The 16,375-nt window shown below is 34.1% G+C and carries 14 protein-coding genes and 4 pseudogenes; 14 read left to right on the top strand and 4 right to left on the bottom strand.

Going from position 1 to position 16,375, the window contains the following annotated elements; all coding sequences use genetic code 11:
* Nucleotides 1-79 precede the first annotated feature (79 nt).
* Together ACHZK0_RS17410 and ACHZK0_RS17405 are read right to left on the bottom strand one after the other, a co-directional pair.
* On the bottom strand, nucleotides 80-292 hold the full coding sequence (locus tag ACHZK0_RS17410; protein WP_061678565.1) for a CsbD family protein: 213 nt from the start codon (nucleotides 290-292) through the stop codon (nucleotides 80-82).
* Between the two features lie 171 nt (nucleotides 293-463).
* Nucleotides 464-1,276, bottom strand: a pseudogene (locus tag ACHZK0_RS17405) (GNAT family N-acetyltransferase).
* Between the two features lie 152 nt (nucleotides 1,277-1,428).
* Here ACHZK0_RS17405 and ACHZK0_RS17400 point away from each other — a divergent pair.
* From ACHZK0_RS17400 to ACHZK0_RS17360, 9 genes and pseudogenes are all read left to right on the top strand, one after another.
* Nucleotides 1,429-1,632, top strand: a complete 204-nt coding sequence (locus tag ACHZK0_RS17400; protein ID WP_000810209.1) for a hypothetical protein — start codon at nucleotides 1,429-1,431, stop codon at nucleotides 1,630-1,632.
* Between the two features lie 3 nt (nucleotides 1,633-1,635).
* Nucleotides 1,636-1,740, top strand: a pseudogene (locus tag ACHZK0_RS17395) (N-acetyltransferase); the annotation flags it as partial.
* Nucleotides 1,741-2,083: 343 nt separating this feature from the next.
* Nucleotides 2,084-2,872 carry a helix-turn-helix domain-containing protein gene (locus ACHZK0_RS17390; protein WP_262741320.1) on the top strand — a complete coding sequence of 263 codons (789 nt, stop codon included), beginning with the start codon at nucleotides 2,084-2,086 and terminating at the stop codon, nucleotides 2,870-2,872.
* Nucleotides 2,873-3,041: 169 nt separating this feature from the next.
* Nucleotides 3,042-4,655 (top strand): long-chain fatty acid--CoA ligase, encoded by a 1,614-nt coding sequence (locus ACHZK0_RS17385; protein WP_262741319.1) that lies wholly within the window; start codon nucleotides 3,042-3,044, stop codon nucleotides 4,653-4,655.
* Between the two features lie 123 nt (nucleotides 4,656-4,778).
* Complete coding sequence (locus ACHZK0_RS17380) at nucleotides 4,779-5,354, top strand: biotin transporter BioY (RefSeq protein WP_262741318.1); 576 nt, start codon at nucleotides 4,779-4,781, stop codon at nucleotides 5,352-5,354.
* Nucleotides 5,355-5,419: 65 nt separating this feature from the next.
* Nucleotides 5,420-6,883 (top strand): acyl-CoA synthetase, encoded by a 1,464-nt coding sequence (locus ACHZK0_RS17375; RefSeq protein WP_395760750.1) that lies wholly within the window; start codon nucleotides 5,420-5,422, stop codon nucleotides 6,881-6,883.
* On the top strand, nucleotides 6,876-7,967 hold the full coding sequence (locus tag ACHZK0_RS17370) for an acetyl-CoA C-acyltransferase (RefSeq protein WP_395760749.1): 1,092 nt from the start codon (nucleotides 6,876-6,878) through the stop codon (nucleotides 7,965-7,967). Before ACHZK0_RS17375 ends, ACHZK0_RS17370 begins: the two co-directional genes overlap by 8 nt.
* A gap of 371 nt (nucleotides 7,968-8,338) precedes the next feature.
* Entirely contained in the window at nucleotides 8,339-9,604 is a 1,266-nt protein-coding gene (locus ACHZK0_RS17365) for a helix-turn-helix domain-containing protein (RefSeq protein WP_262741315.1), read from the top strand.
* Between the two features lie 557 nt (nucleotides 9,605-10,161).
* Nucleotides 10,162-10,359, top strand: coding sequence for a hypothetical protein (locus ACHZK0_RS17360; protein WP_000840055.1), 198 nt, complete (start codon nucleotides 10,162-10,164; stop codon nucleotides 10,357-10,359).
* Nucleotides 10,360-10,536: 177 nt separating this feature from the next.
* Here the strand turns inward: ACHZK0_RS17360 and ACHZK0_RS17355 are convergent, their stop codons facing one another.
* Nucleotides 10,537-11,118, bottom strand: coding sequence for an SAP domain-containing protein (locus ACHZK0_RS17355; protein ID WP_262741314.1), 582 nt, complete (start codon nucleotides 11,116-11,118; stop codon nucleotides 10,537-10,539).
* Between the two features lie 104 nt (nucleotides 11,119-11,222).
* Between ACHZK0_RS17355 and ACHZK0_RS17350 the strand changes: the two are divergent.
* From ACHZK0_RS17350 to ACHZK0_RS17340, 3 genes and pseudogenes are all read left to right on the top strand, one after another.
* Nucleotides 11,223-11,342 (top strand): annotated as a pseudogene (locus ACHZK0_RS17350) (NUDIX domain-containing protein); the annotation flags it as partial.
* Nucleotides 11,343-11,613: 271 nt separating this feature from the next.
* On the top strand, nucleotides 11,614-12,744 hold the full coding sequence (locus tag ACHZK0_RS17345; protein WP_395760748.1) for an RNA-guided endonuclease InsQ/TnpB family protein: 1,131 nt from the start codon (nucleotides 11,614-11,616) through the stop codon (nucleotides 12,742-12,744).
* Between the two features lie 145 nt (nucleotides 12,745-12,889).
* A pseudogene (locus tag ACHZK0_RS17340) lies at nucleotides 12,890-13,219 on the top strand (NUDIX domain-containing protein); the annotation flags it as partial.
* Nucleotides 13,220-13,263: 44 nt separating this feature from the next.
* Here ACHZK0_RS17340 and ACHZK0_RS17335 read toward each other — a convergent pair.
* On the bottom strand, nucleotides 13,264-14,466 hold the full coding sequence (locus ACHZK0_RS17335) for an alanyl-tRNA editing protein (RefSeq protein ID WP_395760747.1): 1,203 nt from the start codon (nucleotides 14,464-14,466) through the stop codon (nucleotides 13,264-13,266).
* A 137-nt stretch (nucleotides 14,467-14,603) separates the two neighbouring features.
* Between ACHZK0_RS17335 and ACHZK0_RS17330 the strand changes: the two genes are divergently transcribed.
* Both ACHZK0_RS17330 and ACHZK0_RS17325 read left to right on the top strand, forming a co-directional pair.
* Nucleotides 14,604-15,011 (top strand): hypothetical protein, encoded by a 408-nt coding sequence (locus ACHZK0_RS17330; protein WP_061678575.1) that lies wholly within the window; start codon nucleotides 14,604-14,606, stop codon nucleotides 15,009-15,011.
* A gap of 68 nt (nucleotides 15,012-15,079) precedes the next feature.
* Complete coding sequence (locus ACHZK0_RS17325; protein ID WP_270343944.1) at nucleotides 15,080-16,318, top strand: MDR family MFS transporter; 1,239 nt, start codon at nucleotides 15,080-15,082, stop codon at nucleotides 16,316-16,318.
* Nucleotides 16,319-16,375 lie beyond the last annotated feature (57 nt).

Here is a 16,375-nt window from a genome sequence, read left to right as displayed (position 1 = left end):
ATCGTTTTAAAATAATTTTATGGACAAATATAAACTATAGTAACTTACTACTTGCCCAACCATACATCCTGGTTCTTTTTTATTTATTCTCTCTATGCTCTTTATATTCATGAACTTTCTCTTTTACATTACCTACAGTATCTTTAGCAGTGCCTTTCACTTTATCCCATTTTCCTTCAGCTTGTAATTTCTTATTATCAGTTACTTTTCCGACAACTTCTTTTACTTCGCCTTTTACTTTATCAATGGCACCTTCTACTTTTTCTTTTAAACCATGATCATGCTTAGTCATACACTTCTCCTCCTTGTAGTTTGATTAGAATTTTCTTTTCATATTGCAAGTTGAATGATGTATCTAGTAACAGCGTAACAAATTCAGTTTGAATATTCAAATGATTAATAGGATAGAAAAGGAATTGTTATAGAATGTATAAGATTGTAATGGAAGGAGAAAGAATGTAAATTACATGTCCTTTGCAGTCCATATTGATTTTGTATAAGCAATTTTCATATGGGCACGTTCCATATTATTTTGACTGCCGCTACCGAACTTTGCTTGCCCAATTATTAACTTACAATTGGATTCAATAGCTGTTTCAATTCGTTTTTGAATTAATGCAGTATGACAGCCTTTACGTTGAAATTCTGGTAAAGTAGCAGATGCAGCTAATGAAGCAACACCGTTATTTATATAGAGAACGCCTATACTAGCAGGAGTGTTTTGAACTTCGGCTATGAAAAAATGCCAGCCGGGTTTATTGTAGAGAATTTCGTTATTTTGACGGACGCCATCTTTTGTAAAGGATGGCATATTAAATCCACGTACATATATGTCTGCAAAAATATGAAATTCACTTTCTTTCAGTTGGCGTACTCAAATGTTAGAAGGAAGCACGGATGGATCCTCTCTCGGTATACTATATAAAGCGGTATGGAAGCCAGATTGGTAAAAATCTTTTTGCGATAAGTATTGAAATAATTCAGCTGTACCTTGAGCGGGTGTAATTTCAAAACGACAAGGGATTTGTAGCGATTGATAATAAGAGATGATTTCATCTATCTCATCTGTATTTGTAAATGTAGTACCTTTTACGGTATTAAAAGCAGGACCAGCAATTATTTTTGATGAAAAGGCAGTGGCGTTCCCGAATTTTTTCATTTGTATTTGCATTGGGTTTCCACTTGTTGCTTGTAGTAGCACAAATCTAGAAGAAAGCATATGTATTTCTGCGTTTTCTATTTCTTGTGCTGTATTGAGCGTCATAATTGTACTCATAAAATTCCTCCGTTAATTAATATATTTCATAGTACATATACGATGTTTGTTTTGAGATTCCTGTTGAAAGGTAAGAGAATAAGAGGTTTTTTGGAAGGGAAATGGAAGTGGATTGTCGAAGGGAGTGAAAACAGATTAAAGGTGGTGCTCTCATGAAACAGAAAGACGTGCAGACATGCTCTAATTGTGGTTCTCAAAACATAGGGGAAGGTGAGTTTGTCGGATATGCACAAATACGGAAAAAGGAGACGATGTTCACATCTTCACCAGTAGATGCTTATATTTGTACAGATTGCGGGAATATCCTTTTATTAAAAGTACGACATTATGAAAAGTTTAAGCAGAAGCCGTTATGATTATTGAAAAGTGTTTTTATTAAGGAAGTTAATAGGAGTAATATTTTACATATATATGAATATGCCTTATATAAAGAGATGACAACATATACTGTGTGGGATGCTTATTAATAGTTGCACAACATACAAAAATGTATAGAAGAAATTGTGAATTAATATGAGAAGGAAAATTAGTTCTTCTTGGAATATTTCATATCGAAAACTCCTTTAAATGAATAAGGGGGTTTTTGTATTTTTATAGCAAAAATTACCTTTAATTGTTATAATTGGTTATTGGGATGGAGTGTTTTTATTCACACCATAATCATAAAAGAAAACTAGCTAAATCGTATACAAAACCGCTATTTAACACAATCGCAACCGTAAGTTGACAAAGTGCAACCGCAGGAAGATAGAGATAAGGGCAATGTTTACATACAATTTAGGTAAGAAAACAAAGGGGGACACACATATGGGATTTGGTGAAAAGCTTTTTAAATTAAGAAAGGAAAAGGGCCTTTCTCAAGAAGCATTAGCTGAAAAATTAAACACAACAAGGCAAGCGGTTAGTAAATGGGAAAACGGTCAAGGTTTTCCAGAAACTGAAAAGTTAATAATGATTGGAAATGTTTTTGAAGTATCACTCGACTATTTATTAAAAGAAACTGCAGAGCAAAGTAAAGAAAATGTGGATGGCTATTATGTAAGTCAGGAAATGGCAGAAGGGTATATAGTGTACGGGCAAAAGATTTCAAAATATATAGCGTTAGGATTTAGTTTGCTTATTTTGTCTACAATACCGTATTTATTATTTAAAGAAAATACAACAATGTCGACATTCCTTATCATTATCATTGCTGTCCTTGGAATTGGAGCAATGATGGTACCTGCAACAATAGAAGAGAGTCGATACAATGTATTGAAAAAAGAAGAACTACTATTTGATCAAAACTTTCTAAAAGAATTGACAAAAAGATATGCGATTATTAAGAAGAAGTATGCTGCAGTGATGATTGTTGGATTTTGCTTTATAGCCGCAGGCACAATACCGTTTTTGTTTGAGGAAAAACATATCACTTCAGGAGAATTAGTGCAGTATTATCCGTACTGTGTTGTACTTATTGCAATTGGAGTCTATCTTTTTGTTCGTGTTGTAGGAGTGTGGGAGATGTATCGAATTTTAGTAGAAAATAAGGAATACAGTAATCGTTTTATTTTTAAAATGAAAAAGAAAGTAAGGAAAAAGGTAGATAGTTTATAAAAAATAAAAAACATGTTTCGAATCAACGTATTCAAAACATGTTTTTTTATCGTTCTGAATTATTTCCAGAGGAATAATTCAGAAAATACAGAAAAATTTCGTAATCATTTGTGGAAGTCTGTTATAATAAATGAAAAATGAAAACGCTTTAAAGGAGGATGTAACCAATATGATGATGAATGTACCGCTAACAATTAGTTCTATGATGGAAAGAGCAGAAAAACTGTTTTCAAAGAAAGAAATTGTTTCACGGACACATGATACAATTACGACGTTAACGTATAAGCAGTTAGGTGAAAGGACGAGAAGGCTTTCCAGTGCGTTAAAAAAATTAGGAATTAAAGAAGGCGAGCGTATAGGAACATTAGCGTGGAATCATCATCGACATGTGGAAGCGTATTTTGCTATTCCTGGTATTGCTTCCGTTTTACACACAATTAATATTCGTTTATCTCCTCAACATATTTCATACATTATTCAGCATGCAGAAGATCGAATTCTACTTATTGATGAAGATCTCGTACCGCTCGTTGAAAAAATTCAATCTGAATTATCAACTGTACAAGCCTACATTATTATGACTGATAAAGATGAACTCCCAGAAACTTCACTGGAGCCTGTATATCATTATGAAAAGCTATTAGAAGAAGGCGATCCAACTTTCCAATTTGTTAAAGATATTGATGAAAATACACCTGCTGGTATGTGTTATACGTCAGCGACTACAGGAAATCCAAAAGGTGTTGTATATACGCATCGTAGTACTGTTTTGCATTGTATGGCACTCGGTTTAGCGGATACAGCTGCTTTATCGGAAAGTGATGCGGCGATGGCGATTGTACCGATGTTCCATGTGAACGCTTGGGGACTACCTTTCGCTGCTACTTGGTTTGGAACAAAACAAGTTCTTCCAGGACCGATGTTTACGCCAAAAATTTTATTAGAAATGATTCAATCAGAAAAAGTGACGTTAGCGGCCGGTGTACCGACAATTTGGCTCGGTGTATTACAAGAGTTAGAAAATAATAGTTACGATTTATCTAGTATGACGAGAATACTATGCGGTGGTGCAGCTGCTCCGAAGAGCGTTATTAAAGCGTTTGAACAGAAACACAATGTTCCGTTCATCCATGCATATGGTATGACTGAAACAAGCCCACTCGTAACACTTGCACGTTTAAAAAGTTATGAAACAGAATTATCGTATGAAGAGCAATTAGAAATTCGATCAAAACAAGGGTATCTTGTTCCTGGTGTAGAGATGAAAGTAGTCGGTACAAATGGTGAAGTGAAGTGGGATGGTACGGAGATGGGAGAACTATGTTTACGAGCACCATGGATCGCTGAAAGCTATTATAACGATGATCGTACTGTCGAAGGTTTTCGTGATGGTTGGTTGTATACAGGAGATGTCGTTACGGTTGATGAGGAAGGCTGTGTGAAAATCGTTGACCGTACGAAAGATGTTATTAAAAGCGGAGGCGAATGGATTTCTTCAGTTGACCTTGAAAATGCTTTAATGGCACATGATGCTATATTTGAAGCAGCTGTCGTTGCGGTTCCTCATCCGCAGTGGCAAGAGCGACCAGTTGCCTGCGTTGTTCAAAAGAAAAATAGTACAGTAACAAAAGAAGAAATATATGAGTTTTTAAAACCACAGTTTGCGAAGTGGTGGCTACCAGACGATATTATATTTATGGAAGAAATACCGAAAACATCTGTTGGGAAGTTTTTAAAACAGGCGCTTCGGAAAGAACTTGAGCATTTGCATAAAGAGAAATAATTGAATTCACATTTGTAAACTAATAAAGAAAACAAGTTGACAAAAGCTGAATAGAAAGATAATATAACTCCTATAATATGTTACCTAAAAAATATTTTAAGTTTACAAATAGGAGAAGCAAATATGAATACAAAAAACTTAGTTTTCGTCGCTTTATTTAGTTCTATTATGGGAGTTTTAGGGTTAATACCTCCAATTGCTCTTTCTATTACACCAGTTCCAATTACATTACAATCACTTGGTGTTATGCTTGCTGGTGGGTTGTTAGGATCACGTCTTGGAGCATTAAGTCAGCTTATTTTCTTACTTATTGTAGGAGTAGGAGCACCATTACTTGCTGGTGGACGCGGTGGCCCAGGGGTATTTGTTGGACCAAGTGCAGGATATTTACTTGGTTATATCGTTGGAGCGTTTGTCATCGGTTATTTAATTGAGCGTTTACGTGAAGTTTCTATAATAAAGGTATTATGTATTAATATAATTGGTGGTATTTTCGTAGTTTATGTATTTGGTATTATTGTACAAGCTTTCGTAATGGATATTTCTATATGGCAGACGATGAAAGTAAGTGTCGTATTTTTACCAGGTGATTGCATAAAAGCGATTATAGCAGCGATTCTTGTAACGAAATTACATCGTTCATTGAAACATATTATTACGCCTGCTCTAAAGAGTGGGAAATATACAAATGTGGGATAAGAAAGAGAAGAAACACGTTCAATGCGTGTTTCTTTTTATTATTTTGTAAAGGAAGGACGTCTCAAATGGGAATTACAAAAGAATATAAAAAGCATGCCTCTTTACAATCAAATAAAATAGCGATAAAGGAAAATGATCGAGTTTTAACATATAAAGAATGGTTTGAGTCAGTATGTAAAGTAGCAAACTGGTTGAATGAAAAAGAATCGAAGAATAAAACGATAGCAATTGTATTAGAAAATAGTATCGAATTTTTACAACTATTTGCTGGTGCTGTTATGGCTGGATGGGTTTGTGTGCCATTAGATATAAAGTGGAAACAGGATGAGCTTAAAGAAAGAATTGCAATCAGTAATCCAGATATGATTGTGACAGAGCGATATAAGGTAAATGATCTACCGGATGAAGAAGCAAGATTAATAGAAATTGATGAGTGGAAACGTATGATAGAGAACTACCTGCCTACATATTACTCTGTAGAAAATGTACAAGATGCTCCGTTTTATATGGGGTTTACATCAGGATCGACTGGGAAGGCAAAAGCATTTTTACGTGCACAACAATCGTGGGTTCATAGTTTTGATTGCAATATACAGGACTTTCATATGAAAAAAGAAGATTCAATTTTAATAGCTGGGACGCTCGTTCATTCTCTTTTCTTATATGGCGCAATAAGTGCATTATATGTAGGGCAAACGGTGCACGTTATGAGAAAGTTTATTCCAAATCAAGTGTTGGATAGGTTAGAAATGGAACATATCTCGGTCATGTATACAGTTCCGACAATGCTAGAATCTTTATATAAAGAAAACAGAGTAATAGAAAATGAAATGAAAATTATTTCGTCAGGAGCGAAATGGGAAGCTGAAGCGAAAGAAAAAATAAAGAGTATATTTCCTTATGCACGAAAATATGAATTTTACGGTGCATCGGAACTAAGTTTTGTAACAGCATTAGTTGATGAAGAGAGCGATAGAAGGCCAAATTCAGTAGGAAAACCTTGTCACAATGTGCAAGTTCGAATATGTAATGAAGAAGGAGAAGAAGTGCAGAAAGGCGAGATTGGAACTGTTTATGTGAATAGTAATCAGTTTTTTATGGGATACATATTGGATAAGGTTTTAGTTCCAGAGTTGACTGAAGATGGCTGGATGACAGTACGAGATGTAGGTTATGAAGATGAAGAAGGCTTTATTTATATTGTCGGTAGAGAGAAGAATATGATTTTATTTGGAGGAATTAATATTTTCCCAGAAGAAATAGAAAGTGTATTACATAAACATCCAGCCGTTGATGAAATAGTTGTAGTTGGTGTGCAAGATAGTTATTGGGGTGAAAAACCTGTCGCCATCGTAAAAGGTAGTGCTACGAAACAGCAATTAAAAAGTTTTTGCTTACAACGATTATCCTCGTTTAAAATACCGAAAGAATGGCATTTTGTAGATGAAATACCTTATACAAATAGCGGGAAAATTGCTCGTATTGCAGCAAAAAATATGATTAAAAACTGGGAGAAGATATATGAATAGAGCGGTTATTGTAGAAGCGAAAAGGACGCCCATTGGTAAGAAGAATGGGATGTTTAAAGATTATGAAGTTCAGCAATTAGCAGCGCCGCTTCTTACGTTTTTAAGTAAAGGAATTGAGAGAGAGATAGACGATGTTATATTAGGGAATGTTGTTGGGCCGGGAGGGAATGTTGCAAGATTATCTGCTTTAGCGGTGGGAATTGGCTATCATATTCCTGGTGTAACGATTGATCGGCAATGTGGTGCTGGATTGGAAGCGATTCGCACCGCATGTCATTTCATTCAAGGCGGGGCAGGGACTTGTTATATTGCAGGAGGAGTAGAGAGTACAAGTACATCCCCTTTTCAAAATAGAGCGCGATTTTCACCAGAAACAATTGGTGATCCTAATATGGGAGTAGCAGCTGAATATGTTGCAGAGCGTTATAATATAACGCGAGAAATGCAAGATGAATACGCTTGTCTTAGTTATAAACGGACACTGCAAGCATTAGAAAATGGATATTTACAAGATGAAATACTTTCTATTAATGGATCTTTTGACGAAGCTATAAAACGAGAAATGAAGTATGAAAGAATGATTAAAAGAACTAAGCCCGCATTTTTACAAAATGGTACAGTAACGGCAGGTAATTCGTGCGGTGTAAATGATGGAGCATGTGCCGTTCTTGTAATGGAAGAGGGGCAAGCCCGAAAATTAGGATACAAGCCTGTACTTCGTTTCGTTCGTAGTGCTGTAGTTGGAGTGAATCCAAATCTTCCGGGGACTGGTCCGATATTTGCGGTGAACAAATTATTAAATGAAATGAATATGAAAGTAGAGGACATCGATTATTTTGAAATAAATGAAGCGTTCGCTTCAAAAGTTGTTGCTTGTGCAAAGGAGTTACAAATTCCATATGAAAAATTGAATGTCAATGGTGGAGCGATTGTGCTTGGTCATCCGTACGGTGCATCTGGAGCTATGCTTGTGACACGTTTGTTTTATCAAGCGAAAAGAGAGCATATGAAATATGGAATTGCGACGTTAGGAATTGGTGGTGGAATAGGGCTTGCGCTATTATTTGAGAAAGTAGAAGACTAGTGAGGTATTAACTGTACTATGATTAATAGGGGATAATTAGTTCTATATATGAGTGAATATCCTCTTTTAGTAACCAAAAAACAAACAACTATCATTCTATATTTTTGAGTTACCTGAGGTTAAATTTGTAAGCCTGAGCCTCAGAAAATTGGTATAATGTAGTAATATGGGTGGAAGATGGGTGGAAGATGGAAAAGCTGATATTAGTAAATTGAGCATAAAAATTTCATATGCATCCAGATAAGTATTAATAACATTTCTCTCTCTGAACATAAAACTATACATATATTATGATAGGTAATATAGGCGTTATTCTTATTATATTGCTCTAAAATAATTAAACCAGTTTATTTGAAGAAAGGAATGAGAATATGAACATTGGCGAACGGATTCGACAAATACGTATGCATAAAGAATTCACGCAAGGGGAAGTAGTATCAGGGATATGTTCTATAACTTATTTAAGTAGAATTGAAAATGGACAAATTAAACCTTCAAATTCTGTTTTAAAAAAAATCGCTAAAAATCTAGATATTGATTACAACTTTCTTGTAGGTGTAGATTATGAGGATATTGAAGCTAAGATTCTTGAAATATGTAATAGGTATAAAAATGATAATATTATAAGCTCTAAAGACTTATCATCTTTAGAGTTGTATGTTCGCGATACAGACTCTATTCTCTTATTATTAAAGGCCTATGGTGTTTTAATATACTATCATTCTCGAAATAATAACTTATTACATGTAGCAACGATTGTAAATGAGGCTTTGCAAGTAATTCCAAATCAAGTAGCCTCCCCATATACTCAAGACTTTATATATTATTTAATGGCTCGAGGTCATTATTTTTCTAATAAACAAGACTATATGACTGCGAATGAAATTTATATGCAGACAGAGAGTTTACTTGGTTTAGATGAAACTAGGCTACACGCTGATATATATTATAATCTAAGTCTAACAAATCAAAGTCTTTATAAAGATCAAACGATTAGTCGTTTGTATGCTAAAAAAGCCTACAGATTGTATGAAAAATTAAATGTAGAAAATCAAGTAATAAACATTCTTATAATTATTGCATTACAATATCAAAAAGATAATCTATCAGAGAAAGCTCTTGAATCTTTAAAACAAGCAGAAATTAAAGCAGAGGTTAGCGATAATCCTATGTATTTACCTTTAATTGCATATAATTATGGGAAAATATATCAAGGATTAAAAGATTACACCAATTCTATTAAATGTTATGAAAAAAGTTTACAGACTAGCAATCTTTATCCAGATCAAGCTCAAAAAATATACGCAGTAAGAAACTTAATAGAAATTTATATAGAATCTAAAGACTGGAAAATTGTTAATAAACTGATGGATGATGCATTAGAAATGTTAGCAATTTCTGATATGCCACACGCATATGTTGAAATATATGGACTTAAGGGGAAAATATCCAAATTAAGGGGCGATAATCATGGATATGAGAAAAATATGCAAAAAGCTATTGAAAGGGGTCTAGAAAAAAAGCAATATCCTCTAGTTCGTGAACTCGCTACTGAACTAGGAAACTATTTTTATGATAATCGCGCTTATAAAATGTCAGCAAAGTACTTGAAAATATCTAGTCAACTCCCCACTTAAGCTACGCCTAAGTGGGTTTTTTTATGTATTGATCTAATAGGGAATTAACACCAGTAAAACTACTATGTTTATAACGCTCCCATTCAAGTACATTACTTTCGTCAAATATCTAGTTAGGGGAGTAAATCCTTCTGAAATTTTCAAAAAGGTAAAATATCAAGTTTAAAACAATTGATATTTCGCTAAAATTTTAATGGAATTTTACTAATTGTTATTAACATAAATGAACATGTATATTTTAAGTACAGAAACTCAAACAGCAAGGAGGGAGTTATTCTGATGCAAGAGAAAAAATGATCTACAAATATGATAGACAATATAAATTATCATTTGAATTAGAGTAAAGGTTATAATCAATATTTTAAAATCCTTTCAAATGAACGTGAAGTATTGCCATATTATGTTTATAAACACTCATAGCGGAAACATACATCACAAAAAGAATGGATGAAAAAGACAGTATTTAAGCAAATGCAAATGAGATGAACAAAAAAATTGATGGCACTGAAGATACAATGCAGCATACTTTACTTAATAAATAAGAAAGAGGGATACATATGAAAAGCAACGAAACGGGAACTAAGCGAAAAGTAGTAAGATATACGGGTGGAATTGCAATACTTTTATTATTGATATCCTTTATATATCAATGGAAAAATGGTTTAGAGGTTGATACTACTGAAAACTTCAGTCTGGCATTAGTTGTTGCCATTTTCCTTTCTAGTTTTATTCCTGAAAGAAAAAGAGATAGTTAAATAATTGAATAGGCAATTGGGATCTATTTCTCAATTGCCTATTTATGTAAATATAAATTCAAACTAAGAGATAAATGCTTAATATCGGTGATTACATACTTGAATAACAACTAATTTCTATTCAATATTTAATTATCTTTTAAAGTTTTTTAGATTTAGGCCTTGATAGTAGTGCTACTAGTTTTCTACTCTTTGAGGAATATAAGCGTTGCTACCAGGCTTCGCTTTTATTTCATTCCAAGCAGTAATCGCATCAGCTTTTGATTTCCCTTTGTTATTTGGGTCTTCGAAAAAGTCGCGAGTGAAACGATTGTATTCAAACTGCGCGCTGATAGTTGTTTTATAAGTAGGATCTTTTTTTCGTTCGTTTTCTTCATACCAAAACGTTATCGCGTCTTCATATGTTTTTCCAACATTCTCTTTAAAAAACTTTTGAAGAGCTACTGTAAAGCGGAAGTTTGCTCCGATTTTTTCTTTGAAAAAAGCACGAACATCTTCGCTACAGCGGTGATTGTTAGTAATAATCGTTTGAGGGGAAAGGTCTTTATAAGAGAGAGAAGTTTTACTCGCCTTTTGACCAGAGCTGTTTTTTAATATTTTACCAGTATGTAAATAATGTGAGATACGCTCTGTTATTTCAACCTTAGAGCCACTAGCCGGCAAACCATGCTCACGACAAAATGTTTGCAGTTCTGCTTTTAACCAATAATAGTTTTGGAAATCTTCAAGTGATATAAATTTTGTTAAAGTTGGACGCATGAATGTAACAACTTCTTTCTTCCATAATTTTCTTTAATTATAAAACATACGTTCTTTTTATGGAAGGATTAATTTGTAAATATAACGGGAAGAGGAGATTGCATATGGAAAATGTAATGCAAGTTCGTGTTACGGGAATTTTAATTGAAGATGAAAAGATTTTGTTAGTAAAGCAAAAGGTTGCTAATCGCAATTGGTCTTTACCTGGAGGAAGGGTAACTAACTGTTACGATTTATTTAATCAATTATAACTAAAGTTAATTAAATCTATCAAACCTCATTGAATCTATCGAACGTATGTGCTATTGTAGATTCAATAAGGTAGGAATAATAATGAAATTTTCACGAGTTAGTCAAGTATCGGAATTAACAGGTTTGTATCCTAGTAGTCTTAAGAGAATGCTGGTGGAACACGCTACTATTCAGAAGAACAAACCTTTCATTATCTGAAAGGTGAGTGCCCGAATAATTGCACAGTAAAGGAGTTAAATTCTGATGATATTGGCGAAGAAAGTCAGACTGATTCCAACCCCTGAACAAGAAAAAGTGCTTAGAAACCATGCCGGTGCTGCAAGATTTGCTTATAACTATTGTAAAAGAATGAGTGATAGATACTATAAGCTATTTGGAAAATCTATTTCACAGTTAGCTTTACAGAAACGATTTACAAAGATCAAGAAGCGAAAGAAATATGAGTGGTTAAAAGACATCAATGCACAAGTTCCCAAACAGGCTTCAAAAGATTTTGATACGGCGAGAAAAAATTCGTTCAAAAAGTACAAAAATGGTTCTCACACTTCTTATAAATCCAAAAAAGATTTAATCCAAGGATTTTATGCCAATTATGAAAGACTGATTATAGGAAAAAAAGTAGTTCATATTCAGTCCATTGGAGAAGTGAAAACAAGCCAACAACTACCAAGAAACAAAAAACCATCTAATCCAAGAGTTACATTTGATGGGCGTCACTGGTGGATTAGTGTAGGGTTTCAAGAGGATTTTGCATCCCAAGAACTAACCAATGAGTCGATTGGTGTGGATGTTGGTTTAAAAGAGCTTTTTGTAGCTTCTAATGGTATGAAAGAACGAAATATAAACAAAGATGCCAAGGTTAAAAAACTTTTGAAAAGGAAAAAGTTAGCACAAAGAGATATGTCTAGGAGATTTAAAAAAGGTGTAAAAATTCAGTCTGCCGGATATGAAAAAGCTAAAGCTGAGCACCTGCGGTTATCTAGGAAAATTATTAATATCCGAAATAATCATATCCATCAAGCAACAGCTAAGTTGGTGAAAACCAAACCAATGAGGATTGTTGTGGAAGACTTACCTATCTCAAACCTGTTAAAAAACAAAAAACTATCGAAAGCATTTTCATTTCAAAAATTAAACTTCTTCTTTCAATGTTTATCATACAAGTGCGAGAAGTATGGCATTGCGTATGTAAAAGCTGATAAATGGTTCGCCTCAAGCAAGATTTGTTCATGTTGCGGAGTAAAATACGACCATTCAGTTCAACCAGAAGGACAGTGGAGTTTAAAGATTCGTGAATGGGACTGTGTTGGGTGCAATAGCCATCACGATAGAGATGTAAATGCTTCGATAAATTTATCAAGATGGGTAAAATAAAAGCTTGATAATGTGAGGTAACGATACTGCCTCGTGTGGAGTGTTATACCCCTCGTCCCTTCGGGGTTGCGAGAACACGATGAAGCACTAACTTGTGTAAATTTGATTAAATTGTATAGATTTAGTTAAGTTTATCGTATCGGTAGAGAATGGTGAAATGTTAGAAGAAGCGATGATTCGAGAAATGAGAGAAGAAACAGGATTAGAAGTTAAAATTAAGAAGCTACTCTATGTTTGTGATAAACCAGATGCTAGTCCATCTTTATTACATATTACATTTCTGCTTGAAAAGATTGAAGGTGAAATTACGCTACCTTCTAACGAGTTCGATCATAATCCGATTCATGATGTGCAAATGGTACCGATTAACGAATTAAGTCATTATGGTTTTTCGGAAACTTTTATAAAACTGGTAAATGAAGGGTTTGCAAATGCAGGGACTTATCAAGGATTGAAACGAAATATTGGTTTGTAAATATAGTTGAAGGATAGCTGTTAGCTATCCTTTATAAACATGTTTTACACAGCTGACTGTAAAGAAGAAACAAGTTGGTTTAAAAACTCTTCTCCGGTCATAACCGCTTTTCCGCCGCCGCGCGCACTCTTTTTATTTCCGCCACCTTTTCCTTCAATAGCAGGAAGAGCTTCTTTTAAAAGTGAGTTCATATCAAGTGTGACTGTCTTTCCGCAAGCAAGAATACATTGTAATTTGTCCTCATTTTCAATAACGAAATATGTAATGGCATGCTCTTGTTGTTCTGTAATAATAGCAGAAAGTTTTGCGATTTCTTGCATAGAACGATTTGTAAATACTTTAGAAATAAGTATGCCAGCATGTATTTCTGAAGGCTGTTGCAGTAGTTCGTTTGCTTCTGCATATAATACTTTTTCATTCATTGTTTGTATTTTTTTTTCGTTTTCTTTTTGAGAAGTGAGAAGTTGTGCTACTTTTTCTGGAATATCATTCTCGCTACTGTTTAATTGTTTAGAAACACCTTTTATAATTTGTTGCTGTTGCCCCATTAATTTAAGTGTGCGCCAACCAGCGATAAACGTTAATCGTATGCCACCTTTATTACGCTCCCATCCTAATACTTGAATAGGACCTACTTCACCTGTATATTTCGGATGTGTTCCGCCACAGCCGTTGTAGTCGAAGTTTTCAATTATAACAACACGTATATTTTCTGTTAAAGTCGGTTCTTTACGAAGCGGCAATGTTTTCGCTTCTTTTAAGTTCATCCACTGGATGCGGATTGGATGGTTTTCAAAAACAATTTTGTTTGCAATTTGTACTGCTTTTTCAACTGTTTCTGCATGCAGATTTTCTGTTTCTAAATCAATTGTTACCGTCTCTTTACCAAGATGGAATCCAATTGTAGGTATGTTAAAATAGTCCCAAAAAGCAGCGGATAAAATGTGCTGAGCTGCATGTTGCTGCATATGATCAAAACGGCGCTCCCAATTGATTTTACCTTCAACTTCTTTTGTATGTAATTGTTCTGTAATGAAGTGGCGGATTTCTTCATCGACTTCTTCAACATCGATTACTGCAATGCCATTTAAAGTTCCAGTATCATGGGGCTGCCCGCCACCTGTCGGATAAAATGCCGTTTCGTTTAAAACAACGTATAAGTTACCGTCTTTATCATAATCTTGCTTTATAATTTTAGTAGTAAAGTCTTTCTTATAAGTGTCAGTGTAATATAATTTTTGCTTCAATTTTCTTTCCCCTTTCGTGTTCAATAGTTTCATTGTAAAGCAATTGAAATTAGTTTCCTAATATTTCAGAAGAAAGAAACTATTTTTAGAATTTTCTTGCTATAATAAGGAAAAGAAAATGCGGGGGTGGAATGAATATGTTATATGAAAACGGCGTAGATAAACTACTTAGTTTAAGCAAAAATATTTCTGAATTGTATCGAGAATTAAATGAAATGACCCGGATTTTAACGGACTGTAATCGAGAAAGTGTGAAGTTCGATCGGTTATACGTAAAAGAGGTACTGTGGAAGAAAGAAGATGTAATAGAGAAATATGACCAGCTACTTGTGCAACTTTGTATAAATGAATGCTTTGATCTAAAAAGTGTCATTACAGGGGAATATAAGTATACATATGAAGAAGTAGAAAGTATCGTTTTACAATTTAATGAGAAATACAATGTCGTAATTTTAATTAAAGATGTTTGTAAAGAATTACAGTTTACATACGGCATAGATATGGATATAACGAGAACAACTCGAGTATCAACAGCTCAAGTATAAAAAGGGAAAAGAAAGCAGAACCTTTGCTTTCTTTTTTTATGTAAGAACAGGGAGAGTAGGTTTTTTAGATGAAGGGGAAGTTGCAAAATATTCATCCGTTAGGAATGACAATTATAATAGGGACTTTATTTGCGAGGTTTGCCACGTCAATGAGCATTCCTTTTTTAGCAATTTATTTAACGACTGTGAAAGGCGTATCAGCTGGAATGACGGGTGCTATTATCGGAACGAGTGCACTTGTTGGAGTATTTGCTAGTTTTATCGGAGGGAATTTATCGGATCGGATTGGCCGAAATATGATTATAATATGGTCCATGATCGTTTGGGTGTTTGTATTCATAGGTTTTTCACTTGCAGATCATGTTTTAAGTTTCTTTTTATTAAATGCTTTGAATGGATTATGTAGGTCCTTTTTTGAACCGACGTCAAGAGCATTATTATCAGATTTAACGAAACCAGAGTATCGTTTACTCGTATATAATTTGCGTTACGGTGCAATCAATGTTGGAGTAGCAATTGGCCCACTTGTCGGATTACAAATTGGAAGCGCAAAATCAACAATTCCGTTTTTAGTAGCAGCTGGAGTATACATTCTATATACAGCTATTTTAGCGTTCCAATTTAAGAAGTATCCAATTGAAAAAAAGAAAGTAAATACAGAAAAACCTGTCACAATGTTAAATGCAATTCGGATTTTGCGAAAGGATGTCGTATTTTTAGTTGCATTAGTCGGTATTATTTTGAGTAATTGTGGTTTTTCTCACTTAACGACAACAGTATCTCAATATTTTGCAAATGCACATATATTTCAGGATGGAGTGAAATTATTTTCATATATGTTAGCTTTAAATGCGATTGTTGTAGTCGTAATTCAATACCCTGTTATTCAAATGTGTAAAAAGTATACACCGCTAGTATCCATTATGGTTGGAACTTTATTTGTGAGCGGAGGATTGTTTGGATTTGGAATGGTAGAATCTATACTAGGTGCTGCCATTTGCACAATTATTTTTACCATTGGAGAAGTTCTCATGTTTTCAATGACGGATGTATTTATAGATGGTATAGCTGTTTCACATTTAAAAGGCACATATTTTGGAGCAATGGGATTTTCAGGAATTGGAGCAGTAATTGGTCCATGGATTGGGGGAGTACTTCTCGATTACTACGGGTACCAAAATGGATTTATTGTCTTTTCAGCGCTAGCTATATTTTCAACTGTAGCATTTCCTGTACTTTTAGTTACAAAAGGTTTATTGAAAAAAAGAGATGATAAAAATTGTAATTTAGAATTACATGCGAAATGAAATAAGCCCCAGCAGACGGCTGGGGCTTATTTTTGTATTTATCCCGCTATTTGCGGG

The organism is Bacillus sp. 3G2, assembly GCF_044324725.1.
Classification (GTDB): Bacteria; Bacillota; Bacilli; order Bacillales; family Bacillaceae_G; genus Bacillus_A; species Bacillus_A mobilis.
This window is presented reverse-complemented; position numbering and strand designations above follow the sequence as displayed.

Coding starts and splice junctions, on each gene's coding strand:
- ACHZK0_RS17390 (WP_262741320.1), top strand. CDS start 2,084: ATGGGATTTGGTGAAAAGCTTTTTAAATTAAGAAAGGAAAAGGGCCTT.
- ACHZK0_RS17365 (WP_262741315.1), top strand. CDS start 8,339: ATGAACATTGGCGAACGGATTCGACAAATACGTATGCATAAAGAATTC.
- ACHZK0_RS17330 (WP_061678575.1), top strand. CDS start 14,604: ATGTTATATGAAAACGGCGTAGATAAACTACTTAGTTTAAGCAAAAAT.
- ACHZK0_RS17410 (WP_061678565.1), bottom strand. CDS start 292: ATGACTAAGCATGATCATGGTTTAAAAGAAAAAGTAGAAGGTGCCATT.
- ACHZK0_RS17375 (WP_395760750.1), top strand. CDS start 5,420: ATGGGAATTACAAAAGAATATAAAAAGCATGCCTCTTTACAATCAAAT.
- ACHZK0_RS17380 (WP_262741318.1), top strand. CDS start 4,779: ATGAATACAAAAAACTTAGTTTTCGTCGCTTTATTTAGTTCTATTATG.
- ACHZK0_RS17400 (WP_000810209.1), top strand. CDS start 1,429: ATGAAACAGAAAGACGTGCAGACATGCTCTAATTGTGGTTCTCAAAAC.
- ACHZK0_RS17370 (WP_395760749.1), top strand. CDS start 6,876: ATGAATAGAGCGGTTATTGTAGAAGCGAAAAGGACGCCCATTGGTAAG.
- ACHZK0_RS17355 (WP_262741314.1), bottom strand. CDS start 11,118: ATGCGTCCAACTTTAACAAAATTTATATCACTTGAAGATTTCCAAAAC.
- ACHZK0_RS17385 (WP_262741319.1), top strand. CDS start 3,042: ATGATGATGAATGTACCGCTAACAATTAGTTCTATGATGGAAAGAGCA.
- ACHZK0_RS17345 (WP_395760748.1), top strand. CDS start 11,614: ATGATATTGGCGAAGAAAGTCAGACTGATTCCAACCCCTGAACAAGAA.
- ACHZK0_RS17325 (WP_270343944.1), top strand. CDS start 15,080: ATGAAGGGGAAGTTGCAAAATATTCATCCGTTAGGAATGACAATTATA.
- ACHZK0_RS17360 (WP_000840055.1), top strand. CDS start 10,162: ATGAAAAGCAACGAAACGGGAACTAAGCGAAAAGTAGTAAGATATACG.